This window comes from Tropicimonas sp. IMCC34011, from assembly GCF_003390865.1.
GTDB lineage: Bacteria > Pseudomonadota > Alphaproteobacteria > Rhodobacterales > Rhodobacteraceae > Tropicimonas_B.
Map to the genome: position 1 here is coordinate 710,731 of NZ_QMEJ01000001.1, position 21,838 is coordinate 732,568.

The following is a 21,838-nucleotide window of genomic DNA, read 5'->3' on the forward strand; positions in this document are numbered from 1 at the left end:
GCCAGACCAAACGGCCCCGACGCGAAACCGCGCCGGGCCGTTTCCGTTTCAAGGGGCACCTTTGACGGCGCCGACGAGACAGTGACCCTCGATTACGATGGCCGCATGATCCGCCGGAAGCGCCTTGTGACCGACACCGGCGCCGCAATCCTCGTCGATCTCGAAGCGGTGACTTCCCTCGAGGAGGGCGATTCGCTCGAGCTGGAGCATGGCGGCCGCATCGGCGTGCGCGCCGCGCCGGAGACGCTTCTCGAGATCCGGGGCGACCTGCCCCGTCTTGCGTGGCACATCGGGAATCGCCACGCGCCCTGCCAAATCGGCGACGGACATCTCCTCATCCGGCAGGACCATGTCCTGGCCGCCATGCTCCGCCAGCTCGGCGCCGACGTGACCGAGATCACCGGTCCGTTCCGCCCCGAGGGCGGCGCATACGGGCACGGCCGGACGATGGGTCACGACCACGGCCATTCCGGCGACCACGACCATGCCCACCCGCACGATCACGCGCACCGGCATGCGCACGACCACGATCCGCAGCCATGAAGCTCTTCAATCCCGATCAGCGGAAGCGCAGCCACAAGCACAAGCGCGTCTATGCCCGGTACGAGCTGGCCTACACGTTCGTCGATTTCGGCGCGGCGGTGTCCTTCGTCATCGGGTCCGTCATGTTCTTCTTCGAGAGCTGGCAGACGGCCGGGACGTGGCTGTTCCTCATCGGATCCCTTCTCTTCGCCGCCAAACCGACGATCCGCGTCGCGCGGGAGCTGCACTACCTTCGAATCGGCGACAGGAAAGATCTCGCCGAGCGCTATGAAGAGTGATGCGCTGAGGGCGCGGCTCAGCCTCGTCCAGTGGCTGTCTCCTGCCTTCCCCATCGGCGCCTTCGCCTACTCCTCCGGGCTGGAGACGGCCGTTGCGGAGGGCGCCGTCGGCTCGGCCGCCGAGCTGGAGCTCTGGCTGGACGGGGTGCTTCGGTTCGGATCAGGGCGTCAGGACGCGGCGCTTCTCTGCGCGGCAATGGCGCCGGACGCGGATCTGGCCGGCCTGTCCGCCCTCGCCCGTGCCCTCGCGCCAAGCGCCGAGCGCCTGAAGGAGACCGAGGAACAGGGGGACGCGTTCGCCCGGACCGTCACCGGCGCCACCGGCGTCGAGTGTATCCCCGCCCCCCTTCCCGTCGCCCTGGGCGCCGCCGCCGCTCAGCTTGGCGCCGACGCGCAGGAAGTCGCGGCGCTTTATCTCCAGGCTTTCGCCGGAACCCTCGTCTCCGCGGCCATCCGCCTCGTCCCCCTTGGACAGACCGAGGGACAGCGCGTGATCGCACGGCTTCAGGGCACGATCCTCGCCATCGCGGCGGCCGCGCCCGGAACCGACCCAGCCGCCATCGGCAGCGCCGCCTTCGGCGCCGATCTCGCCTCGGCGGCGCACGAGACATTGCAGCCCCGCCTCTTCCTGACCTGAAGGACCTCTTTCCCATGGCAAGCCCCAACGGCCCTCTCCGCGTCGGCATCGGCGGTCCCGTCGGCGCTGGAAAGACGACACTGACCGAGAAGCTGTGCCGCGCGCTCTCGGGCCGTCTCTCAATGGCCGTGGTGACGAACGACATCTACACCCGCGAGGATGCCGATGCCCTCGTCCGCGCGCAGGCGCTGCCATCGGAGCGCATTCGCGGCGTGGAGACAGGCGGTTGCCCGCACACGGCGATCCGGGAGGATGCGTCGATCAACCTTGCCGCCATCGCCGATCTGCGCCGGGCGATCCCGGATCTCGACCTCGTTCTCATCGAATCGGGTGGAGACAATCTCGCGGCCACCTTCTCGCCTGAGCTTGCGGATCTGACGATCTACGTGATCGACACCGCCGCCGGGCAGGACATCCCCCGCAAGAAGGGCCCGGGCCTCACGAAGTCCGACCTGCTGGTGGTCAACAAGACCGACCTTGCGCCCCATGTCGGCGTGGATGTCGACCTTCTGCGCAGCGACACCGAGGCGGCCCGGAACGGCCGGCCCTATGTCCTAGCGTCTCTCGCATCCGGCGACGGGGTCGAGGAGATCGCGGAATTCGTGATGCGCGAGGGCGGTTTCTAGGAGCATCACGTCCGTACCAGGGCGCCCCTCCCGAGGAGATGAATGGCCCGGAGGTCAGACCGCCTGGCGTTCCAGCATCTCCACGCGCCTCGGGTGACGGCGGGAATAGAGAAGCCGGGCCCAAGCCGCATAAAGGGCGGTCAGGGGGCCGGCGTCGATCTCGATCTCCTCGGACAGGCGGGATCCGCACCCGCGCGGCGTGACCGCAAAGGTGTGACGCCAGCGGCGCACGCCCATCCCCTTTTCTTCGGACAGGCAGGTCATGGCGTCGTCGTCGCAGGCGATGACACGCATGGTATAGGGCTGCGGCGGCAAGCGGCCGAAAAGCCGAACCCGGACGTCGATCTCCTGGCCCTCGCGGACCCGGCCGTCCGGCAGGCCGGAGAAGCTGACGAGACCGTCGCAGGATCGCGCGAGCGCGCCGTAATCGGTGGCGAGGCGCCAGAGCCTGTCCGGCGGGGCATCGTAATCGTGCCGGAGCCGAACCGTCCTCATGCTACCCACAGGCCCCGCGCCTTGTGCCAATCCTCAAGGCTCTCGTCCGGATAGCCCTCGAAATGCGTCTCTGCCGGGCCGTCCGGGACCCGGGCCCAGGACGCCTTGTCCGCGAGCAGGATGTGGACGCGCTCCGGTGCGGCGGGAAGGTCCGTGTCGATGGCGCTGGCGAAGGGATGGATCAGGTCCGGCCAGCCCGGATCGTAGACCCAGAGAGCCGCGCCGCAGCCGGTGCAGAAACTGCGTTCTCCGGAGGAGGTCTCGCAGATGCCGCCCCGCTCGATCTCGGCGCTGAACCTGCCGATTACGTCCTCACCGGATACGGTCAGCGTCTTTGCGAGCCCGCCCAGATTGATCGCATAGCCACCGCCTCCGCCCGTCTTTCGGCAGATCGAGCAGTAGCAAAGCTGGTAGGGTACGGGTGTGTGGCTCTGAAGCGTGAAGTGCACGGCGCCGCAGCGGCAGGAGCCCTCGAGCGTCATCGGCATATCGTCAACGTCTCCCTGAGAGGCGTTTCGCGTTGCGGCTCGTTTCCTTGCGCAGGGGCCGGATGGCCGCGGTCATGATCTCGTCCGGGCGCTTGCCGGTCATGGCCGCCATCCAGGCGGCCATGGCGGAGGCGTTGAAGGCAGGGGCCTTCTCGCTGACCATGCGGCTGTTCTCGCTGGCGGCGACGGGCCAGAGGCCGGCGGCGCCGAGGGTCCGGTAGGCGATCACCATCTGGGCCTCCTGCGCGAGCAGCATAGACTGGGTCCACGCCGAACAGATATGGGTGGCAAGCTCCCACGGGGCCGGATTGCGTGGCATGGTCTTCTATCTCCCGTGGCCGGAGCGGCCGGATGTCAGGACTTGTCGCCGGAGCGGGGCGTGGCGCGGTTGCCCGCCCTGGCCGGCTGGCGTTTGGTGGTGCTGCGGGTGCTGCGCGAGGCGGTCGGCTTTGCGGCCTGTTTGCGCGCCGGGGCGGCGCTCTTCGAAGCACGGGCGGGTGTCGCGGATGCGGCAGCGGGCTTTTCCGTGTTGGAGCCTGCATTGGCAGGAACGGCCTTCGGCGCCTCGACCTTGACCGGCGCGGATGCGGGCTTGGCATCCTTCTTCGCAACGGAGCGCTCGTAGATTTCCTCGATGGAGTGCGGCGCAGGCGCCGAGGCGGCCGATCTGACACTGGCCGGCGTCTTGCGCGCAACCGGGGCACGCGCGGCCGGTGCTGCCTTTCCGGTGGGCACGGGCTTCACTTCGGTGGCATGCTTGCCGCCCGTCAGGGGGCGGTACGCGGCCATGGCGCAGAGGCCCGGCATGAGCATGGCGCTTTGCCAGCCGCTGGTCACGCCGTAGACGGATTTCATCGTCTCGGCCTGCATTTCAGACGCCTTCGCCCACATGGTGAAGTTGGCGCGCCAGAAGTCCATCGGTGTCATGATCTCGTCGTTCCTTTCGGATGCGGGCGTGAAATGGCGCGGGCGATCCTCAGAGATCGCCCATCACCTCGGCATTGAACCCGACGACCCGCCTCGCCCCGCCATAGGGAACGAGGCGGACTTCGCGGGTCTGCCCCGGCTCGAACCGCACCGCGGTCCCGGCAGCGATGTCGAGCCGCTGGCCGCGCGCTGCGGCGCGGTCGAACTCGAGAGCGGAGTTGGTTTCGGCAAAGTGGTAGTGGCTTCCGACCTGGACCGGTCGATCTCCGGTATTGGCCACCAGAAGCACCGTCTGTTCGGCACCGTCGTTCAGCACGATATCTCCTGCCGCGACGATGATTTCTCCGGGAATCATGCATTTTCTCCTGAGCGGGGGGCGGTCAGCCCGTTTGCCTTGCGCGCTTCGGCGACGGCATGGTCGAAGAGGTGCTCCAGAAGCGCGTCGGTTCCGCGGCAGGCGTCGACGACGCGCTCCGCCCCGTCGATGTACTCCCGGGCAGCCGCCTCGTCCCATGCGCCCGGATTGCGGAAGAAATCACGCACGTTCGACGTCTGGTCGGCGATCTTGACGCGCTTCACAGGCAGCGTCGCATCGGCCATGTGCTCGGCCTGACGATCCTTCATCTCTGCGCGCGAAAGACCCTCCCAGTCCGGCGGATTGGTCAGCGCCTCCACGATGTCCGCTACCGTCTCGCCGAAGTCGCGGCGGATGTCGCCGAGGGTGACGTCGCCATCCTCGACCGTGTCGTGCAGCACGGCGGCGATGACCTCGTCCGGCGTTCCGTGCTCGGAGACGAGCCGCGCGACCTCGGCTGGGTGATTGATGTAGGGCGTGACGTCCGAGCCTTTGCGCCGCTGGCCCGAATGGGTTTCGGCCGCGATCACGTAGGCGAGGGTCAGGCGCTGGAGGGTGGTCTGGTCTGTCATGCTACCGGATCGGGTGATGGACGGTCACGAGCTTGGTGCCGTCCGGGAAGGTCGCTTCCACCTGAACGTCGTGGATCATCTCCGGGATCCCGTCCATGCACTGATCGGCGCTGACGACACCGGCGCCGGCCTCCATCAGATCGGCGACGGAGCGGCCGTCCCGTGCGCCTTCGACGACGTAATCGGTTATCAGCGCGATGGCTTCGGGGTGGTTCAGCTTCACGCCGCGCTCCAGCCGCCCGCGCGCGACCATCGCGGCGACGCTGATCAGCAGCTTGTCCTTCTCACGGGGGCTCAGGTTCATGTCCGTCCTTCTTTCGTTAATCCTGCCAGACGCGGGGCATCGGGGCGCCGCCGCGCAACGTCGCGAAGAGGCTGCGCAAGGCGCGCCGCAGAGGGAAGGCGTCCGGCGCCGCGAGACGCGCGACGAGCCGTCCGTTCCAGGCCGAGGCGACAGCGCGCACGCCGTGCCCGTCTCTCGTGACCCCGGCGAGCGCGTCCCGCGCCGGCCCGAGCCCATCCTCGGCGCCATCCGCGATCAGGGCAACCGTGGAAAAGGCGCGGTCCCCTCCGAAGAGCGCAGGATCCCCGGCACGGGCCAGCGCCTCGGCGCCGATCTCCACCGGGTCGATCCAGAGCGGCACGCCGCCGCGGACCACTTCGCGCCGGTCGAGGAGGCGCACGTTCCTCAGCACCTCCCCCATCGCGGCCCGTCCGAGGACCAGCGTCTCCACCATCAGAAGGCGCGCGCCGGGGGCCAGCTCGGCACGGGTGCGCCTGGCCATCGCGGCGCGCTCGAAGAGGATCGTCTCCTGCGGCAGCCAGTCGAGGGAGGCGCCCGAGGCGAGGCTGAGATCGGTGCGCACATCTGCCGCCGGCCCCTCGAGGGAGGCATAGGCGCGCTCGGCGGTCTGCGTGGTGCCGACGGCGCGCGCGCCGGCTGCGAGATCGAGCGAGAAGGTGAGCCGGTCCCCGGCCGTCAGCCCGCCCGACGTGTTCAGAAACACCGCCTCGGGCACCCTGCCCGGACTGCGCGGAAGCATCGCCTTGGCGCAGCCTGACTGGTGCAGGCCGGTGAGACGCGCGCCGCCCGGGGCCGCTGCGAAGGCCACATGCGCGCGCCCCTCGGCGCGCTGCAATCGTCCCGTCGCTCGGCTGCCGTCCAACATCATCGCGTCCCTCACGCCCCCATGGTAGATCCCTCCGCCCGATGCTGCAACGCGGCATTGCCCGTTTTCGCTGGACCGTCCCCGAGTGGCGAGGCTAACAGGATCCCATGCCAGACATCATCCGTATCGCCCGCCCCGACGACTTTCACCTCCACCTCAGGGACGGCGCCATGCTGAAGGCGGTGCTGCCCGAGACGGCCCGGCACTTCGCCCGCGCCATCATCATGCCGAACCTCGTCCCGCCCGTGGTGACGGCGGCGGATGCGGCCGCCTATCGCGAGCGGATCATGGCGGCGCTGCCGGACGGCGCAGACTTCACGCCGCTGATGACGCTCTACCTGACCGAGGAGACGGACGCGGAGGATGTCGTCTCGGCTCACAAGCGCGGCGAGATCACCGCGGTGAAGCTCTATCCCGCGGGCGCCACGACCAATTCGGCGTCCGGCGTGAAGGACTTCACAAAGGTCCAGGGGGTTCTGGAGGCGATGGCCGAGGCCGGCATCCCCCTGTGCATGCATGGCGAGGTGACCGATCCGAAGATCGACATCTTCGACCGCGAGGCCGCGTTCATTGACCGGGTGCTGGAGCCCATCCGGCGCCGCACGCCCGGCCTGCGGGTGGTCATGGAGCATATCACCACCGCCAACGCCTGCGCCTATCTCGCCGAGAGCCAGGGCGACCTGGCGGCGACGGTCACGGTCCATCACCTGATGATCAACCGCAACCACATGCTCGTCGGAGGCATCCGTCCGCATTACTACTGCCTCCCCGTCGCCAAGCGCGAAGTGCATCGCGAATCCCTCGTGGAGCTGGTCACCTCGGCCAATCCCCACGTCTTCCTCGGCACGGACAGCGCGCCGCATCCGACCCACGCCAAGGAAAGTGCGTGCGGTTGTGCCGGCATCTTCACGGCGCCGAACGCGATGGCGTGCCTTGCCGAGGTCTTCGACGAGGCCGGCAAGCTGGACGCGCTGGAGGACTTCACGTCCTTCAACGGCGCGGCCTTCTACGGGCTGACGCCGAACACCGTCAAGATCACGCTCGCCAAGGGCGATCCGCAGGACGTCCCCGCGCCCGTCGCGGTCGAGGGCGGTGAGGACGTGACCGTCTTCGATCCCGGCCGGCCCATCCACTGGCGTGTGGTGGACTGAGCCGCCCTTCCCCTGCCCGGCCCCGCGCGCTAGGAGCCGTTTCCGACCGCAACAGCTCCTTCGCAGACGAGGCCGACATGATCCCCACCAGCTTTCCCGATCGCCAGACCATCGCTCGCTTGACCGCCGGGATGCTGCTGGAGGTGGACGCGGTCCATTTCCGCCCCGAGGAGCCGTTTACGCTGTCGTCGGGGTTGCCGTCGCCGGCCTATATCGATTGCCGCAAGCTGATCTCCTTCCCGCGCGTGCGCTCCGCCCTGATGGACTTTCTCGCCGTCACGGTGATGCGGGACGCGGGCTTCGAGGCGTTCGACGGGGTGGCGGGCGGCGAAACCGCCGGCATTCCCTTCGCGGCGTTCATGTCGGAGCGGCTGGCGCTGCCGATGAGCTACGTGCGCAAGAAGCCGAAGGGCTACGGGCGCGGCGCCCGGATCGAAGGCGTGATGACGGAGGGCCAGCGTATCCTTCTCGTCGAGGATCTGACGACCGACGGCGGCTCCAAGCTCTCCTTCGTCGACGCGATCCGCGAGACCGGCGCCACCTGCGCCCATACCGCCGTGGTCTTCTCCTGGGGAATCTACCCCGAGATGTCCAAGACGCTGGGCGACCACGGCGTCACGCTGCACAGCCTCTGCACCTGGCACGATGTCCTCGCCGTGGCCAAGGAGCGCGAAGCCTTCGGCCCCGATGCGCTGAACGGCGTCGAGGAATTCCTCGCCGATCCCCGCGCATGGCAGGCGGCCCGGAAGTAAGACGGGCCTCTCGGCACAGCCCCGCAGCGCTCGCCCGGCACTGAGGGCGGGCGTGGGCGGCGATATGGCGTGCGAGAAAACGCATCTCTGGATCTCTCCGCAGCGGGGCCGGTGCAAACGCCGCGCTCCGCAGAGCCGTCCGGGCCATTTCATCCACAGTCTATCCACAGCTCGTCCACGAGCTCTCCACAGGTTCATACATTTTGCGCAAACGGCCCCGAGGGCGTAGAACCGGGGACGATCCGGGCGACGGCAGATCGCCCAGAACAGGGGACCGGCGCCAAGCCGGCCGGGCATGCACATGAACGAGATCACCACCATCACGCCGGGCGGCGGCCAGAGCGGATCGGGCGACGGCGGCGTGCCGTGCAACATCGAGGCGGAGCAGCAGCTCCTCGGTGCGATCCTCACCAACAACGACACTCTGGACCGCGTCGCCTCCATCGTGCGGCCGGAGCACTTCTACGACCCGGTCCACGCGCGCATCTTCACGCTCGCCGAAAGCCGGATCGCGAAGAACCTCCAGGCGACGCCGACCACGCTCAAGACCTTCCTAGAGGACGATCCGGGGCTGAAGGAACTGGGGGGGCCGGGCTACCTCGTGCAGCTCTCCTCCGCCGCCATCGCCAGCTTCGCGGCGCGGGACTACGCCCAGATCGTGCGGGACCTCGCGACCCGCCGGAAGCTCATGGAAGTCGGCAAGGAGATCGCTGCCCGCGCGGCCAAGGTCGATGCGGAGATGGAGCCGGACGAGCAGATCGTCCGCGCCGAACAGGACCTCTATTCCCTCGGCGAGCAGGGCAAGGCGGGCAGCGGATTCGTGTCCTTCCTGCGCGCGGTCACCGACGCGGTTCATGTCGCGAACGCCGCCTACATGCGCGAGGGCGGTCTCGCCGGCGTCTCGACCGGCCTGACCGACCTCGACCGCAAGCTCGGCGGACTGCACAATTCGGACCTTCTGATCCTCGCCGGACGCCCCTCAATGGGCAAGACGTCCTTGGCGACCAACATTGCGTTCAACGTCGCCAAGGCCTACCGCCGCGGCCGGCGGCCCGACGGAACCGAAGGAACGCTCGAGGGCGGCGTCGTCGGGTTCTTCTCCCTCGAGATGAGCGCCGAACAGCTCGCCGCGCGTGTCCTCTCAGAGGCGGCCGAGGTGCCGAGCGAACAGATCCGCCGCGGCGACATGACGGAGGAGGAGTTCCGTCGGTTCGTGGAGGCCGCGAAGGCCCTCGAATCCTGTCCGCTGCACATCGACGACACGCCCGCGCTGCCGATCAGCCAGCTCGCCACCCGCGCCCGCAAGCTCAAGCGGGAGCACGGTCTGGACGTTCTGATGATCGACTATCTCCAGCTCGTCCGCCCCGCATCGGCGAAGGACAGCCGCGTCAACGAGGTCTCCGAGATCACGCAGGGCCTGAAGGCCATCGCCAAGGAACTCGACATCCCGGTCATCGCCCTCTCCCAGCTGTCGAGGCAGGTCGAATCGCGGGAAGACAAGCGGCCCCAGCTCTCTGACCTGCGGGAATCCGGCTCCATCGAGCAGGACGCTGACGTGGTGATGTTCGTGTACCGCGAGGAGTACTACAAGGAACGCGAGAAGCCGGGCGAGAACGACCTCGAGGCGATGGCGAAGTGGCAGCAGGAAATGGAGAGCGCCCACGGCAAGGCCGAGGTCGTCATCGGCAAGCAGCGGCACGGCCCCATCGGCACCGTCGAGCTGTCCTTCGAAGGCCGCTTCACCCGCTTCGGAAACCTCGTGAAACCGTGGCAGGATCGTGCCGAGGGCGGTGGCGACTTCTGATCGCCATCGGCCCCGGCCCGCTGGGGGAATCCCACACGAAGAGGTGGCGCCTACTCGTCCGCGAGTATCGCCGAGAGGGGCGCGAGCGCGACCGAGCCGTCCTCCTCAGCCGCCGCCCAGTTTCTCAGACCTTCGAGCGTGTCCGGCGCCATTGTCGCCGAGACGACGACCCCGCCGATCCGGCCCGCTTCGAATGCAGCCCGGTCGAGCGCACGCCCGATCCCGGCCGGACGCGGCTCACCCATGTCGATGCGGCGCCAGAGCGACGCCGAGGGAAGACCGGCCTCGCCGGCGAGGCGTTCCGCGCCGCCGAGCCCCGTATCGCGCAGCAGGAGGCCATGCCCTTCGCGCGCGAGGGCGGAGATCGCCTGCCGCGCCATGTCCTCGTCCGCGCCGAGATCGCGGGCCTCCGTGTCCATCACGCCGATGGCGGACGGAACGCGGGTCAGCCAGTCCTCGACGGAGGTCTCGAGATCCTGCGGCCGGGCGCCCTTCGGCAGGCCGCTCGCCATGATCACGACCTCTGCGCCGGCGCCTGAGAGGGACGCGGCGCGCGCGGCTGCGTCCTCCGAGGCGGGATCGACGGCAACGGTCACCGGGAAGGCGAGGCCGGAAATGGTTTCGGGCGTCGTCGTGCCGTCATCGAGAAGCACCACCGAAAGTAGCGGGCGGCCAGCGGCATCCTCGAAGGGGATGGCATTGCGCTGCAGGGCACCTTGGCTCTCGGCCTGCGGCACGTCCTCGCCAAGGTCCATGTCCGCGGCCCTGCGGGCAACGAGGTTGCCTTCCGGGGGGAGCGTCGAGCGGCCGGTCCTCTCCGTCAGCGGCAGGACGCGGAGGCCGATCCCGGTGGGCGCCTGATCGTCGACCATGGGCGGCATCTCGGGGGATTGCACCACTTCGCGCCCCGTGATGCGCGGCGCGTCCGAGCGAACGGGCGCCTCTGACCGGGTGGTGCGCGCGGCATCGCGGTCAGCGGTCCGGGCCGGCTCCGAGCCGACGGGCGCACTCCGCCGTGCTGCCTCGCGCGGCGCCGTCTCGGGGGGAGCCGCACTGGCGAGGGGGCCCGTGGTCTCTATGGCGGGAGCCTTGTCCGATCCTGCCCGCTCTGCGGAGGCGGACGAGACCGGCGCCGGCACACCGCGAGCGGCGCGAGGCGCATCCGGGCTCGCGGAGGACACGGTCGCGGCAGCGGGCGTTTCGGACCGGTCCGCATCGCCGGACGGGCTTCGCATGGCAGGCTGTGACGCCGCGGCCGTCACAGGGCTCTCTCCGGGCCGGTCTGCCTCGGCGGTGTCGCTGCGGGTGGCGGTGCGGGACGAGGCGAGGATGGCCGGGGTCGCCGGGGCGCTGGCCGCGTCCTCAGCCTCCGGCGAGCGCGAGCGTGTGGCGCCGGTCCGGGCGATCCGGGAGGGATCCGCCTGCGTCGTCGAGGCGGGCGCGGCGCGGTCCGCCGGGCGCGCGCCGCTGGCGGTGGCGCCGATGGTCAGCTCGGTAGACGGGCCGGAACTCGCCTCCGCCGTATCGGAGCGCGCCGGATCGCCGGGCTCGCCCGCCGCCCGACGGGGAGCCGGCGCGTCCGGAACGTCACCCGGGCGAGCCCGTGCGGACAGTGTGGGTGAGGGTACGGCTGCGGGGTCGGACGAGCCGATATCGGCACGAGAAACGCTGTCCGCCGCCCCTGCCCGGCGCGCCTCTGGAGCGGCTTCGGTCATCGCGGGATCGGCGCTGGCGGCCTCGACCTCATCTCCGCCGCTCGCGGAGACCGCCTCGCCGGCCGTGATACGCGCCCCTTCATCGATCTCCGTGAGGGCCGGCTCACTGGCAAGCGGCGCGTCCGCGGGGGTGGCGGGAGCACCGGTTTCGAGGGTGGGCCTGTCCGGTTCAGCTGCGCCCGCCCGATCGCCCTCCAGCGCCGCGACCGGGGCGCCCGGCTCGGGATCGAGATCGCTCGTGGAAGCGGGTTCCAGCGAGGAGGCCGCAACCATCTCGGGTCTGTCCGTGGACAGAGGAGTTTCCGGGCGGATCTCGGGGGTCATCCCGGCCTCGTCCGTCATTCCCTGCCGGATCCGGTCCGGAGCGCCAGCCGCCAGCTCGGGATCGGAATCGCCAGCAGGATCCCCTTCACGGCGCGAATCGGATCTGCGCCCGTCCGTGATGGCATCGGCCGGACCGTCCTTCTCCTCTTCCGCAACGTCGATCGCGACGGGTGTCGCGAGGGCGGCGTCCTGTCCGGACTCGGATTCGGCGCCCGGCGCCGTTCGCGCTGCATCCAGGCTGGCGCCGTCCTCTGCATCCGGCGCAGTCCCACGCGCGGGGCTCATGGACGCGACCTCGGGCGCCGTGCCGCCTTCGGCCGGAAGGCCTGTCCGACCGCTCCCCTCGCCCCGGGCCTCCTCACCGCGCGGCGGCAGCGCGTCGGGACCCGAAACCTCGGGCGCGACGCCCGGCGATTGGGTGACCTCGCTCTTTTCTCCGTCCTCCTGCGCCGGCGCGGCGAGGGAGGGCGAGTCGTCCCCGGCCTCGGGTGCGCGCGGCGCCCGGACCGGACTGTCGGAGGCATCGGGACGTCCCGCGGGGTCGGTGTCGAAGCGCAGCGGCAATTCTCCAGCGGCGCTGCCCTGCGGTGCGGACGGCAAGGTGGAGAGCGACGGGCCCTGACCGTCCGGTTCGGGAAGGCTCGGCGCGCCATCGGTCAGTCCGCGCCGGAACTCGGATCCGGCCGGCACGTTCAGCTCGGCGGAGACGCCGGGATCTACGGCCTCGCCGGCAGGTGCCGGACGCGAGGCCAGGGGCTCCGGCCGGCGCTCTGGCGTCTCGTCCGCTTCCGGCACGCTCAGGCGCGCAGCGGCGCCATCGCGGCCCGTCGAGGGTGCCATGTCCGGTGCTGCGCCGGGCAGGACCTCCAGCGTGGCCTCCGGCTCAGGTGCCCCTGATTCCGATCCCCTCGTCTCCGGCAGCGGTGCGAGCTGCGACGCCACGCCGAGCGCGATGACCGACAAGGCACTGCCCCAAAGAAGTCCCGACAGGATTCCGCCGCCCATAGTGTAAGCTCCCGCTCGTCTCTGTCTGCCCCCTGGGGCCCGGCCCTGTCCCGCACCGTTCACCCCTCGAGGCCCCGGCGCCGGGGTCGCTCTTGACCCTGCCCGCCGGGGCGCGGCAAGTATAGCCCGGCCGCGACGGCGGTTCACGCGATTTCCCCCGGAAGGTCCCGTCATGCTGCTGCTGATCGACAACTACGACAGCTTTACCTGGAACCTCGTGCACTATCTGGGCGAGCTCGGTGCGGACATCCGCGTGGAACGCAACGACGCGCTGGACGTGCAGGCGGCGATGGGGCTCGATCCCTCCGCCATCCTGATATCGCCCGGCCCCTGCGATCCCGACCGCGCCGGCATCTGCCTGCCGCTGATTGCAGCGGCGGCGGAGGCGCGCATTCCGCTCATGGGCGTCTGTCTCGGCCACCAGGCGATCGGGCAGGCCTTCGGTGGCCGCGTCGTCCGGTGCCACGAGATCGTCCACGGCAAGCCCGGCCTCATGCAGCACGGCGGAACCGGCGTGTTCGCAGGACTGCCGAACCCGCTCTCCGCCACGCGCTACCACTCGCTGATCGTCGAGAAGGAATCGCTGCCCGATACCCTTAAGGTCACGGCGGCGCTGGAGGACGGCACGATCATGGGCCTCGCCCACCGGGACCTGCCGATTCACGGTGTCCAGTTCCACCCCGAAAGCATACGCTCGGAGCATGGCCACGCCCTCCTCCGCAATTTCCTGAAACTCGCGGGCCTTGCCCCTGCGGAGGCCGCTTGACCGACCGAATGAAGCCCCTGATCGCCGCCGCCGCCGAGCGCGCCCTGACACGCGCCGAGGCCGAGGAAGCCTTCACGATCCTGCTCGAGGGCGATGCGACCGCCGCGCAGATCGGCGGCCTGCTTATGGCCCTGAGGACCCGCGGCGAAGCCATCGAGGAGACCACGGCCGCCGTCGCCGTGATGCGCGCTCACTGCATCTCCGTCGCCGCGCCAGAGGGCGCGATCGACATCGTCGGCACCGGGGGCGACGGCAAGGGCACGCTCAACATCTCCACCGCGGCGGCGCTCGTGGTCGCCGGGGCGGGCGTTCCCGTGGCGAAGCATGGCAACCGGAACCTCTCGTCGAAATCGGGCTCGGCGGATGCGCTGGGGGAGCTCGGCGTCAACGTGATGGTCGGCAAGGACATCGTCGAGCGCGCGCTTTCCGAGGCCGGCATCGCCTTCATGATGGCGACGATGCACCACCCGTCGATGAAGCATGTCGGACCGGTCCGCACGGAACTCGGAACGCGCACGATCTTCAACGTGCTGGGACCGCTCAGCAATCCCGCCGGGGTCCTGCGCCAGCTCACCGGCGCCTATTCGCGGGATCTTCTCGTGCCCATGGCGACCACGCTCGGTCAGCTCGGCTCCGAGCACGCCTGGCTCGTTCATGGCGGCGACGGGACGGACGAGCTGTCCATCGCCGGGCCGTCCTGGCTTGCGGAGCTGAAGGACGGCAAGGTGACGGAGCGGATCGTAACGCCGGAAGAAGCGGGCCTGCCGGTTCACCCGTTCGAGGCGATCCTCGGCGGCACACCGAAGGAGAACGGGCGGGCGATCGTTCGTCTTCTGGACGGCGAGACCGGCGCCTATCGCGATGCGGTCCTTCTGAACGCCGCCGCGGGCCTTCTCGTTGCCGGGCGTGTCGAGACCCTCGAAGACGGCGCCCGGATGGCCGCCGAGTCGATCGACAGCGGCGCTGCGCGTGAAAAGGCTGCCCATCTCGCCCGGATCACGACAGGCTGATCCGGAGCATGGACCGCCTCGACACGTCCCGTCTCGGCGGCTGGGCCGACCTGCCCTTCTTCGAGGAGACGCTGCCCGAAATCGAAGCGCGGCTGGCCGAGGAGGCCGGTCCCGTCTTCCCGCCCCAAGCCTCCATCTTCCGGGCGCTCGAACTTACCCCGCCGGAGCGCACCCGGGCCGTGATCCTCGGGCAGGACCCCTATCACACGCGCGGCAAGGCGGACGGGCTCGCATTCTCGATACCTGCGGGCTTCGGCGGTCGTCTCGACAGCCTCGGGAACATCCTGAAGCTCGTTAAGGCGGAGACCGGACGTCGCCGAACCCGCACCGATCTGACCGATTGGGCCGAACAGGGCGTGCTCCTCCTGAACACCGCCCTGACCGTTCCCGAAAGCAAGGCGCAGGGTCATGCGCGTCTGGGATGGTCCCGCCTCGTGAGCGAGGTGCTGGACCGGCTCGATACCGCGCCCCGCGCCTTTCTTCTTTGGGGAGGACCGGCGCAGAAGATCGGCGCCCGCCTTACGAACCCCGATCACCTCATGCTCCCCGCGCCGCACCCATCTCCGCTTTCGGCGTATAAAGGGTTCTTCGATGCGCGCCCCTTCAGCCAGACGAACGACTGGCTCGAGCGCCGGGGAGAGGCCCCGATCGACTGGGCCGGCCCGGACGCACCCGCAAACGTCGAGCGCGACTGAGCCCCACCGCCTGTGACGCACGGAGGGTCGTCCTCCGCCTAGACCGCGCCGGCGTGGCAAGCTACCACCGGTCACGTCCCACGCGTTCCGGAGGAGCCCGATGTCCACGATCCTCGACCGTATCAAGGCCTACAAGCTCGAAGACGTCGCCGCCCGAAAGGCGGCACGCTCCTTCGCCGAGGTCGACGCCGCCGCCCGCGCGGCATCCCCTGTCAGACCATTCGCCGATGCGCTCGAGGCCGCCTCGAAGGCAGGCTACGGACTGATTGCCGAAATCAAGAAGGCGAGCCCGTCCAAGGGCCTCATCCGCGCGGATTTCTCCCCGAAGGATCTCGCGGCGGCCTATGCCGAGGGTGGCGCCACGTGCCTCTCCGTTCTGACCGATGGACCGTCCTTCCAAGGGTCCGATGCCTTTCTCGCCGAAGCGCGGGACGCCGTCTCGCTGCCAGTCCTTCGGAAGGATTTCCTCTATGATCCGTGGCAGGTCGCGGAATCCCGTGCGCTCGGAGCGGATTGCATCCTTGTCATCATGGCGACCCTGTCGGACGGTCAGGCCTCCGATCTCTGCGCGGCCGCGTCGGACTACGGGATGGACGTCCTGATCGAGGTGCACGACGCGGAGGAACTCGACCGGGCTCTCCGGCTCCCATCGCGGTTGATGGGAATAAATAACAGGAACCTCAATACCTTCGAGACCTCTCTTGATGTGACGAAGTCCCTGGCCGCAAGCGTCCCCCACGATCGGATCCTCGTGACCGAGAGCGGGATCGGAACGGCGTCCGACCTCGCCGAACTCGCCGGATACCGGGCCCGCTGCTTCCTCATCGGCGAAAGCATGATGCGGCAATCCGACGTTGCCGAGGCGGCGCGCAGCCTCCTCGCGAACCCGGTAGCCGCATGAGCCTCACGCATTTCGACGACGCCGGGCAAGCGCACATGGTCGACGTCTCCGGCAAGGCCGAGACGGACCGCATCGCCGAAGCGACGGGCGTCATTCTCATGTCGCCTCAGACACTTGCACTGGTAAACGAAGGTACGGCGAAGAAGGGTGATGTCCTCGGTGTCGCTCGTCTTGCCGGCATCATGGCCGCCAAGCGGACCGCCGATCTCATCCCGCTCTGCCACCCCCTCCCGCTCGCCCGCGTCGCTCTCGACCTGACGCCGGACGACACGCTCCCGGGGGTCCGCATCACGGCCACAGTCAAGACGACGGGCCGGACCGGCGTGGAGATGGAAGCCCTGACAGCGGTCAGCATCGCGGGCCTGACAATCTACGACATGCTTAAGGCCGCAGATCGCGCCATGGAGATCGGACAGATACGGGTCGTCCTGAAGGATGGCGGAAAATCAGGACGTTACGAGGCAGACCGCACGTGATTTCCGTTGCAGATGCCCTGAAGCATATCTTCAGTCTCGCCAGCCCGCTCCCCTCCGAACCCGTGCCTATCTCCATGGCTGCAGGACGGGTGCTTGCCGAAGATGTCGTGGCGATCCGGGACCAGCCACCATTCGCCGCGTCGGCCATGGACGGATATGCAGCGCGCGCGCCTGACGTCGCCCCTGGCGCGACCCTGAAGGTCGTCGGGGAAGCACCGGCGGGACGCATGTGGACGGGCCGCATCGAGGCGGGAGAATGCATCCGGGTCTTCACCGGTGCGCCGATACCTGACGGCGCAGATCACGTTGTAATTCAAGAAGATACACGGCGAACCGGAGACGAAATCGAAATCCTTCCGACGCTCGGTGACGGCACGAACATCCGCCCTGCCGGCGGAGATTTCCGGGCGGGCGACAGGCTGACGGCGCCCCGACGTCTCACCCCCGGGGACATTGCGCTCGCCGCATCCATGAACGCAGGGATCCTGACCGTCGCCCGACGTCCTGTGGTTGCCCTGCTCGCCACCGGAAACGAACTCGTAGCGCCCGGCGAGACGCCTGCGCGGGATCAGATTGTCGCGTCGAACACCTACGCCCTCAAGGCGATGTTCGAGGCGGAGGGGGCCGATGTGTCCCTGTTGCCGATTGCCAGGGATACCGCGGAAAGCCTCCACCTGAGCGTCCAACTGGCGAAACATGCTGACCTTCTCGTCACGGTCGGCGGCGTGTCGGTCGGCGATCACGACCTTGTCGGAGACGTGACCGAGAACCTCGGCATGGAACGCGCCTTCCACAAGGTCGCGATGCGACCCGGCAAGCCGCTGATGGCAGGTCGCATCGGAAAGACGGCCATGGTCGGGCTGCCGGGAAATCCCGTGTCCTCGATCGTTTGCGGGATGCTGTTCGTCCTCCCCCTCCTCCGCGCGATGCAGGGCTTGCCGAAGGTCCAGATGCCGACGGTTGCGAGGCCGCTGGCGGTGGACCTGCCGGCGAATGGACCACGAGCCCACTACATGCGGGCGAGCATTGCGGACGACGGCACCGTGCGCCCATTTCCCAGCCAGGACAGCTCGCTCTTGAGCATCCTCGCCGAAGCCACCCACCTGATCGTGAGACCGGAAAATGACGGGCCGCGCATGGCGGGAGAGACGGTGGAAACCCTGCCCCTGTGGGCAGGAACGGCTTGACACAAAACAAGAACGAGGGCAGAACATCCGCAAAGCGGCTATCTGTCGCCCACGAACAGGCTGCCCATGCTCACGAAGAAACAGCTCGACCTTCTCGACTTCATCAACAAGAGGATCCAGCGCGACGGTGTTCCGCCATCCTTCGACGAGATGAAGGATGCGCTGGAGCTCAAGTCGAAATCAGGGATCCACAGGCTCATCACGGCGCTCGAGGAACGCGGCTTCATCCGACGGCTCGCTCATCGCGCGCGTGCCCTTGAAGTCGTCAAGCTACCTGAATCGCTGAGCTCCGCCAGATCTGCGCCCGCCCCTTCAAACCGTCCCGAAATCCCCGGCGCTGTCGAGCTGGACGTGATGGGCCGGATCGCGGCCGGTGTGCCGATCGAGGCCATCAGCGAGGTCAGTCACGCGGTTGCCGTTCCCCAGGGCATGGTCGGCGCGGGTCGGCATTATGCTCTCGAGGTCCGCGGCGACTCGATGATCGATGCCGGGATCAATGACGGGGACGTGGTCGTGATCCGCGAACAGCTCACCGCCGATAACGGCGACATCGTCGTCGCGCTCGTCGAAGGCCAGGAAGCGACGCTGAAGCGGTTCCGCAGGCAGAAGGGCGCCATCGCGCTCGAAGCCGCCAACCCCGCCTACGAGACGCGCATCCTCAAGGACAACCAGGTTCAGGTTCAGGGACGGCTCGTCGGTCTGATCCGGACGTACTGATCGTTCGGTCGCAGGGTAACTAGCTTAACTTGGCTGACCCTGCAGGATGCCCGGCCCGGTCAAGGACCGCGCCGCTCGCGCGAATGGGGCCTTCCGGGGCTTTCCTTGAGCAGCCCTCCGACGCCCATCCGGGAGATCTCCTCATCGCCACAGGGAAGGCCGCAGATGAGGCGCTCGAGCACCCAGTCCGCGCCGTTCGGAGCGGGGGACCGCGCGCATCCCGGCAGGCCGATCACGGGCCGCCCGTTGCGCAGCGTGCCGGTGAACAGAAGGTTGCCCGGATCGACCGGCATTCCGAAACGATTGACTGCCCCTCCGGATCGCCTGAGCGCGTCCGGTGCGGTGTCGTGCAGGTCCGACGTCGCCGACCCGGTGAGAATGAGAGCGATATCGGCCTCAACGCCGGCAAGGGCGTGCGCGATGGCGCCCGTTTCATGCGGGACATCCTTGACCTCGATGAGGCCGACCTCCAGCGCGTCCAGCCTGTATTGAACGGCAGCCCGGCCCTTCTCGTTCAGGGAGGGCTTCTGCCCCGGCACCGTCGTCAGGATCAGGGCCGCGGTCCTGAGGCGCGGAGGCGTCAGGCGAAACGCACCGCGCCCACGGGCGCACGCCGCCTCAAGCGCCGATTTGGGAACAGCATAGCTTACGACCTTCACGGTGCCGACGAGCTGCCCGGCAGTGACCCGCGCGAAGGGGGCCAGTGTGGCGAGAGTGATGCCAGGGTCGACGGCGTTCAGGGCGTGGATCGCCTCGACATCCAGTTCGATCAGGCCGGGGCCCGCGGCGTTGATGTTGACCCGCCCCGTAAACGGATCGCTGAGGCGCAGACCCGCAGCAGCAGGACCCGGAACGAGGGCAGCGGCCAGGCGGGCGGCGGCGGCATCCTCGCCGATGTCGCCGGGCTCTAGACGGGCGACCGTGATTCGCTCGATCCCGCCGCGTAGGATGGCACGGGTGTCCTCGGCAGACAGGACGTGCCCCTTCTTCCATATTCGCAGGGCGGTCCGGTCGCGGCCCTGCCCGTCCGCCCGCGGAGCCGAATCAGTCGCTGCCGATTTAGGGGTCCGCATGTCAGTAGGAGTGAGGAAGTCGGGCGGTTTGGCAGCTACCAGGCCCGCGGACTGTCTGTCATCCGAAGAAGGTGGATATCCACCAGCGTCGTGGCTGTACCCACCCTCTCCCACCGCCGCGGCGGCGCCCGCTTCGGCACCGGTCCGCTCGTCTTCGCCCCTAGCGGCCTCGACGGGGCATTCCACCCGCAACGAGTGGGCAAGGATCGCGCCCTCCGCGGCTTCTGTCCTGACCTCTCCGAACCACATCAGTCCCCCCGCCGCAGAGCGCCGGTCACCTCGGCCATGATGGAAATGGCGATCTCGGCCGGGCTGCGGGAGCCGATGTCGAGCCCGACAGGGGCGTGGATGCGCGCGAGTGCGGCATCGCCGACCTGTGGGCGGAGGCGATCCATGCGCTTGGCGTGGGTGCGGGTGGAGCCGAGGCAGCCGAGATAGAAACAGTCGGAGCGGAGAGCGGCGAGGATGGCCGGGTCGTCGATCTTGGGATCGTGTGACAGCGTGACGACGGCAGTTCGCGCATCGGGTGGGACGCGCGCCAGAACCTCGTCGGGGTAATCGTGGGACAGCGCCTCGCCGGGGAAGCGCTCGGCGCTGCCGAACGCCTCGCGCGGATCGATCAGTTCGGGGGCATAGCCGGCGAGACGGGCCATGACGACGAGCGGCTGAGCGATGTGGACGGCGCCGACCACGACCATCCGCAGCGGCGGGTTGTGGATGCCTGCAAAGGTTCGCCCGTCCTCCAGAAAGCCGGACCGGTCCGCGCGGAAACGGGCCGGCAGGCCCTCCTCTTCCGGACCGGCAAGACGACGCTGACCGGCTTCCGCATCGACGAGGTAGGCGACGGGACGGCGGGCGGCGCGGGCCTCCACAAGCTCCGAGAGGAGGGTGTCCGGCAGGGCAGACCCGATCGGCTCGACGAGAACGGCGATCCGGCCGCCGCAGGCCAGACCGACTGCGAAAGCCTCGTCATCGGAGACGCCGAACTCGAGCAGCTTGGCCTCGCGCGCCGAGGTGGCGATCATGTCCGCAGCCTCCACCACCACGGCGCCCTCGACGCAGCCGCCGGAGACGGACCCGGCGATGGCGCCGTCGCCCGAGATCGCGAGCTGGCTGCCGACAGGGCGCGGGGCGGAGCCCCATGTTTCAATCACGGTCGCGAGGGCAGCGCCCCTGCCCTCTCGGTGCCAGGCGAGAGCGGTCTCCGGGATGTCATCGAAGGCGGGTGTCGTCATGCGGCGTCTCCTTGGCGCTCATAGCTAGGACGCGGCATGGGGGCCGACCAGCAGGCAACGCCCCCGCCCCGGCAGACGGCTCAGAGGCGCACGCCCCTGCGACCGGCCAGATCGGTGAAGAACTGCCATGCCACGCGGCCCGAACGGCCACCGCGCGTCGCCTGCCATTCGATTGCCTCGGCGCGCAGCTCCTCGTCGCCGATCTCGAGGTCATGGGCGTCGCAATAGCCGCGGACCATGGCAAGGTAGGCGTCCTGATCGCAGGGGTGGAAGCCGAGCCAGAGGCCGAAGCGATCGCTGAGCGAGACCTTCTCCTCCACCGCCTCGCCGGGATTGATCCCGGCGGAACGCTCATTGTCGATCATGTCCCGCGGCATCAGGTGACGGCGATTCGAGGTCGCGTAGAAGACCACGTTGGCGGGCCGTCCGCGAACCCCGCCGTCGAGAACCGCTTTGAGGGATTTGTAGTGCTGATCGTCATGGCTGAAGGAGAGATCGTCGCAGAAGAGAACGAAGCGCTCGGCGGCGCCATCGAGGAGCGACAGCAGGCGGCCGATGGAGGGCAGATCCTCGCGCAGCACCTCGACGAGCTTCAGCGCATGCCCCTCCTCCAAGAGCGCGCCATGGACGGCCTTCACCAGAGAGGATTTTCCCATGCCCCGCGCGCCCCAGAGCAGCGCATTGTTGGCAGGAAGTCCCTTGGCGAACTGACGGGTGTTCTCGAGGAGCGTGTCCCGCGCACGGTCGATCCCGATCAGAAGGTCCAGCGGCTGACGGGTGACATCGCGGACGGGCAGAAGGCGCAGGTCCTCCGCCTGCCAGACGAAGGCGGACGCCTCCGTGAAGTCCGGCTCGGCGGGGGGCGGCGGCGCCAGGCGTTCGAGGGCGGCCGCGATGCGGGTGAGCGCGTCTTCGGCGAGGCCGTCCTTCGGCATGA

At 68.9% G+C, this 21,838-nt stretch carries 26 protein-coding genes; 14 read left to right on the forward strand and 12 right to left on the reverse strand.

The window, feature by feature from the left end; genetic code table 11:
* Nucleotides 1–105 precede the first annotated feature (105 nt).
* Genes DQG15_RS03405 through ureG form a run of 4 tightly spaced genes read left to right on the forward strand, consistent with a single transcriptional unit; the run spans nucleotide 106 to nucleotide 2,084 of the window.
* Complete coding sequence (locus tag DQG15_RS03405; RefSeq protein ID WP_370454166.1) at nucleotides 106–543, forward strand: urease accessory protein UreE; 438 nt, start codon at nucleotides 106–108, stop codon at nucleotides 541–543.
* The gene (locus DQG15_RS03410; protein ID WP_116082734.1) at nucleotides 540–821 is read left to right on the forward strand and encodes a YrhK family protein; all 282 of its coding nucleotides are present in this window, start codon (nucleotides 540–542) and stop codon (nucleotides 819–821) included. The genes DQG15_RS03405 and DQG15_RS03410 overlap by 4 nt, the downstream gene beginning before the upstream one ends.
* Nucleotides 811–1,458, forward strand: a complete 648-nt coding sequence (locus DQG15_RS03415) for an urease accessory protein UreF (RefSeq protein ID WP_116082736.1) — start codon at nucleotides 811–813, stop codon at nucleotides 1,456–1,458. Before DQG15_RS03410 ends, DQG15_RS03415 begins: the two co-directional genes overlap by 11 nt.
* Nucleotides 1,459–1,472: 14 nt before the next feature.
* The gene (gene ureG / locus DQG15_RS03420) at nucleotides 1,473–2,084 is read left to right on the forward strand and encodes an urease accessory protein UreG (protein ID WP_116082737.1); all 612 of its coding nucleotides are present in this window, start codon (nucleotides 1,473–1,475) and stop codon (nucleotides 2,082–2,084) included.
* 54 nt (nucleotides 2,085–2,138) lie between these two features.
* Here ureG and DQG15_RS03425 read toward each other — a convergent pair whose 3' ends face one another.
* The 8 genes from DQG15_RS03425 to DQG15_RS03460 are packed head-to-tail and all read right to left on the reverse strand — an operon-like array spanning nucleotide 2,139 to nucleotide 6,090.
* Nucleotides 2,139–2,579: an SRPBCC family protein gene (locus tag DQG15_RS03425; RefSeq protein WP_116082739.1), complete on the reverse strand. Its 441-nt coding sequence runs from the start codon at nucleotides 2,577–2,579 to the stop codon at nucleotides 2,139–2,141.
* Nucleotides 2,576–3,067: a GFA family protein gene (locus DQG15_RS03430; protein WP_116082740.1), complete on the reverse strand. Its 492-nt coding sequence runs from the start codon at nucleotides 3,065–3,067 to the stop codon at nucleotides 2,576–2,578. Before DQG15_RS03430 ends, DQG15_RS03425 begins: the two co-directional genes overlap by 4 nt.
* A 4-nt stretch (nucleotides 3,068–3,071) precedes the next feature.
* Nucleotides 3,072–3,386, reverse strand: coding sequence for an antifreeze protein (locus tag DQG15_RS03435; protein ID WP_232830696.1), 315 nt, complete (start codon nucleotides 3,384–3,386; stop codon nucleotides 3,072–3,074).
* A 35-nt stretch (nucleotides 3,387–3,421) separates the two neighbouring features.
* On the reverse strand, nucleotides 3,422–3,994 hold the full coding sequence (locus DQG15_RS03440) for a hypothetical protein (RefSeq protein WP_116082744.1): 573 nt from the start codon (nucleotides 3,992–3,994) through the stop codon (nucleotides 3,422–3,424).
* 49 nt (nucleotides 3,995–4,043) lie between these two features.
* Complete coding sequence (locus DQG15_RS03445) at nucleotides 4,044–4,349, reverse strand: urease subunit beta (protein ID WP_116082746.1); 306 nt, start codon at nucleotides 4,347–4,349, stop codon at nucleotides 4,044–4,046.
* Complete coding sequence (locus tag DQG15_RS03450) at nucleotides 4,346–4,921, reverse strand: HD domain-containing protein (RefSeq protein ID WP_116082748.1); 576 nt, start codon at nucleotides 4,919–4,921, stop codon at nucleotides 4,346–4,348. Before DQG15_RS03450 ends, DQG15_RS03445 begins: the two co-directional genes overlap by 4 nt.
* A gap of 1 nt (nucleotide 4,922) precedes the next feature.
* The gene (locus DQG15_RS03455) at nucleotides 4,923–5,225 is read right to left on the reverse strand and encodes an urease subunit gamma (RefSeq protein ID WP_116082749.1); all 303 of its coding nucleotides are present in this window, start codon (nucleotides 5,223–5,225) and stop codon (nucleotides 4,923–4,925) included.
* A 16-nt stretch (nucleotides 5,226–5,241) separates the two neighbouring features.
* Entirely contained in the window at nucleotides 5,242–6,090 is an 849-nt protein-coding gene (locus DQG15_RS03460) for an urease accessory protein UreD (protein WP_116083720.1), read from the reverse strand.
* Nucleotides 6,091–6,197: 107 nt separating this feature from the next.
* Between DQG15_RS03460 and pyrC the strand changes: the two genes are divergently transcribed.
* From pyrC to DQG15_RS03475, 3 genes are all read left to right on the forward strand, one after another.
* The gene (pyrC, locus tag DQG15_RS03465) at nucleotides 6,198–7,241 is read left to right on the forward strand and encodes a dihydroorotase (protein WP_116082751.1); all 1,044 of its coding nucleotides are present in this window, start codon (nucleotides 6,198–6,200) and stop codon (nucleotides 7,239–7,241) included.
* A 77-nt stretch (nucleotides 7,242–7,318) separates the two neighbouring features.
* Nucleotides 7,319–7,993, forward strand: coding sequence for an orotate phosphoribosyltransferase (locus tag DQG15_RS03470; RefSeq protein WP_116082752.1), 675 nt, complete (start codon nucleotides 7,319–7,321; stop codon nucleotides 7,991–7,993).
* A 301-nt stretch (nucleotides 7,994–8,294) separates the two neighbouring features.
* On the forward strand, nucleotides 8,295–9,797 hold the full coding sequence (locus tag DQG15_RS03475) for a replicative DNA helicase (RefSeq protein WP_116083722.1): 1,503 nt from the start codon (nucleotides 8,295–8,297) through the stop codon (nucleotides 9,795–9,797).
* A gap of 50 nt (nucleotides 9,798–9,847) precedes the next feature.
* On the opposite strand, the gene DQG15_RS03480 is transcribed toward DQG15_RS03475, so the two are convergent.
* Nucleotides 9,848–12,841: a divergent polysaccharide deacetylase family protein gene (locus DQG15_RS03480; RefSeq protein WP_116082754.1), complete on the reverse strand. Its 2,994-nt coding sequence runs from the start codon at nucleotides 12,839–12,841 to the stop codon at nucleotides 9,848–9,850.
* A gap of 172 nt (nucleotides 12,842–13,013) precedes the next feature.
* On the opposite strand from DQG15_RS03480, the gene DQG15_RS03485 reads away from it, so the two are divergent.
* The 7 genes from DQG15_RS03485 to lexA all read left to right on the forward strand — a co-directional run bounded on the left by DQG15_RS03485 (nucleotide 13,014) and on the right by lexA (nucleotide 18,593).
* Entirely contained in the window at nucleotides 13,014–13,607 is a 594-nt protein-coding gene (locus DQG15_RS03485) for an aminodeoxychorismate/anthranilate synthase component II (protein ID WP_116082756.1), read from the forward strand.
* Nucleotides 13,604–14,617 carry an anthranilate phosphoribosyltransferase gene (trpD, locus tag DQG15_RS03490; protein ID WP_116082758.1) on the forward strand — a complete coding sequence of 338 codons (1,014 nt, stop codon included), beginning with the start codon at nucleotides 13,604–13,606 and terminating at the stop codon, nucleotides 14,615–14,617. The genes DQG15_RS03485 and trpD overlap by 4 nt, the downstream gene beginning before the upstream one ends.
* A gap of 8 nt (nucleotides 14,618–14,625) precedes the next feature.
* A complete protein-coding gene (locus DQG15_RS03495; protein WP_116082759.1) occupies nucleotides 14,626–15,312 on the forward strand; it encodes a uracil-DNA glycosylase in 687 nt (228 codons plus the stop codon).
* A gap of 100 nt (nucleotides 15,313–15,412) precedes the next feature.
* Nucleotides 15,413–16,213: an indole-3-glycerol phosphate synthase TrpC gene (gene trpC, locus DQG15_RS03500; protein ID WP_116082761.1), complete on the forward strand. Its 801-nt coding sequence runs from the start codon at nucleotides 15,413–15,415 to the stop codon at nucleotides 16,211–16,213.
* Nucleotides 16,210–16,689, forward strand: a complete 480-nt coding sequence (gene moaC, locus DQG15_RS03505; RefSeq protein ID WP_116082763.1) for a cyclic pyranopterin monophosphate synthase MoaC — start codon at nucleotides 16,210–16,212, stop codon at nucleotides 16,687–16,689. Before trpC ends, moaC begins: the two co-directional genes overlap by 4 nt.
* Nucleotides 16,686–17,876 (forward strand): gephyrin-like molybdotransferase Glp, encoded by a 1,191-nt coding sequence (gene glp, locus DQG15_RS03510; RefSeq protein WP_116082765.1) that lies wholly within the window; start codon nucleotides 16,686–16,688, stop codon nucleotides 17,874–17,876. The genes moaC and glp overlap by 4 nt, the downstream gene beginning before the upstream one ends.
* 66 nt (nucleotides 17,877–17,942) lie before the next feature.
* Nucleotides 17,943–18,593: a transcriptional repressor LexA gene (gene lexA, locus DQG15_RS03515; RefSeq protein WP_116082766.1), complete on the forward strand. Its 651-nt coding sequence runs from the start codon at nucleotides 17,943–17,945 to the stop codon at nucleotides 18,591–18,593.
* A 59-nt stretch (nucleotides 18,594–18,652) separates the two neighbouring features.
* On the opposite strand, the gene DQG15_RS03520 is transcribed toward lexA, so the two are convergent.
* The 3 genes from DQG15_RS03520 to DQG15_RS03530 all read right to left on the reverse strand — a co-directional run bounded on the left by DQG15_RS03520 (nucleotide 18,653) and on the right by DQG15_RS03530 (nucleotide 21,836).
* Nucleotides 18,653–19,666, reverse strand: coding sequence for a molybdopterin-binding protein (locus tag DQG15_RS03520; protein WP_116082768.1), 1,014 nt, complete (start codon nucleotides 19,664–19,666; stop codon nucleotides 18,653–18,655).
* 248 nt (nucleotides 19,667–19,914) lie between these two features.
* Complete coding sequence (locus DQG15_RS03525; RefSeq protein ID WP_116082769.1) at nucleotides 19,915–20,901, reverse strand: XdhC family protein; 987 nt, start codon at nucleotides 20,899–20,901, stop codon at nucleotides 19,915–19,917.
* A gap of 80 nt (nucleotides 20,902–20,981) precedes the next feature.
* A complete protein-coding gene (locus tag DQG15_RS03530; RefSeq protein WP_116082771.1) occupies nucleotides 20,982–21,836 on the reverse strand; it encodes an ATP-binding protein in 855 nt (284 codons plus the stop codon).
* Between the last annotated feature and the right edge of the window lie 2 nt (nucleotides 21,837–21,838).

Coding starts and splice junctions, on each gene's coding strand:
- ureG (WP_116082737.1), top strand. CDS start 1,473: ATGGCAAGCCCCAACGGCCCTCTCCGCGTCGGCATCGGCGGTCCCGTC.
- DQG15_RS03445 (WP_116082746.1), bottom strand. CDS start 4,349: ATGATTCCCGGAGAAATCATCGTCGCGGCAGGAGATATCGTGCTGAAC.
- DQG15_RS03410 (WP_116082734.1), top strand. CDS start 540: ATGAAGCTCTTCAATCCCGATCAGCGGAAGCGCAGCCACAAGCACAAG.
- DQG15_RS03430 (WP_116082740.1), bottom strand. CDS start 3,067: ATGCCGATGACGCTCGAGGGCTCCTGCCGCTGCGGCGCCGTGCACTTC.
- moaC (WP_116082763.1), top strand. CDS start 16,210: ATGAGCCTCACGCATTTCGACGACGCCGGGCAAGCGCACATGGTCGAC.
- DQG15_RS03425 (WP_116082739.1), bottom strand. CDS start 2,579: ATGAGGACGGTTCGGCTCCGGCACGATTACGATGCCCCGCCGGACAGG.
- DQG15_RS03415 (WP_116082736.1), top strand. CDS start 811: ATGAAGAGTGATGCGCTGAGGGCGCGGCTCAGCCTCGTCCAGTGGCTG.
- DQG15_RS03480 (WP_116082754.1), bottom strand. CDS start 12,841: ATGGGCGGCGGAATCCTGTCGGGACTTCTTTGGGGCAGTGCCTTGTCG.
- DQG15_RS03440 (WP_116082744.1), bottom strand. CDS start 3,994: ATGACACCGATGGACTTCTGGCGCGCCAACTTCACCATGTGGGCGAAG.
- DQG15_RS03435 (WP_232830696.1), bottom strand. CDS start 3,386: ATGCCACGCAATCCGGCCCCGTGGGAGCTTGCCACCCATATCTGTTCG.
- DQG15_RS03460 (WP_116083720.1), bottom strand. CDS start 6,090: ATGTTGGACGGCAGCCGAGCGACGGGACGATTGCAGCGCGCCGAGGGG.
- DQG15_RS03495 (WP_116082759.1), top strand. CDS start 14,626: ATGGACCGCCTCGACACGTCCCGTCTCGGCGGCTGGGCCGACCTGCCC.
- DQG15_RS03520 (WP_116082768.1), bottom strand. CDS start 19,666: ATGCGGACCCCTAAATCGGCAGCGACTGATTCGGCTCCGCGGGCGGAC.
- DQG15_RS03405 (WP_370454166.1), top strand. CDS start 106: ATGATCCGCCGGAAGCGCCTTGTGACCGACACCGGCGCCGCAATCCTC.
- DQG15_RS03450 (WP_116082748.1), bottom strand. CDS start 4,921: ATGACAGACCAGACCACCCTCCAGCGCCTGACCCTCGCCTACGTGATC.
- pyrC (WP_116082751.1), top strand. CDS start 6,198: ATGCCAGACATCATCCGTATCGCCCGCCCCGACGACTTTCACCTCCAC.
- trpC (WP_116082761.1), top strand. CDS start 15,413: ATGTCCACGATCCTCGACCGTATCAAGGCCTACAAGCTCGAAGACGTC.
- DQG15_RS03485 (WP_116082756.1), top strand. CDS start 13,014: ATGCTGCTGCTGATCGACAACTACGACAGCTTTACCTGGAACCTCGTG.
- DQG15_RS03470 (WP_116082752.1), top strand. CDS start 7,319: ATGATCCCCACCAGCTTTCCCGATCGCCAGACCATCGCTCGCTTGACC.
- DQG15_RS03525 (WP_116082769.1), bottom strand. CDS start 20,901: ATGACGACACCCGCCTTCGATGACATCCCGGAGACCGCTCTCGCCTGG.
- lexA (WP_116082766.1), top strand. CDS start 17,943: ATGCTCACGAAGAAACAGCTCGACCTTCTCGACTTCATCAACAAGAGG.
- DQG15_RS03455 (WP_116082749.1), bottom strand. CDS start 5,225: ATGAACCTGAGCCCCCGTGAGAAGGACAAGCTGCTGATCAGCGTCGCC.
- DQG15_RS03475 (WP_116083722.1), top strand. CDS start 8,295: ATGAACGAGATCACCACCATCACGCCGGGCGGCGGCCAGAGCGGATCG.
- DQG15_RS03530 (WP_116082771.1), bottom strand. CDS start 21,836: ATGCCGAAGGACGGCCTCGCCGAAGACGCGCTCACCCGCATCGCGGCC.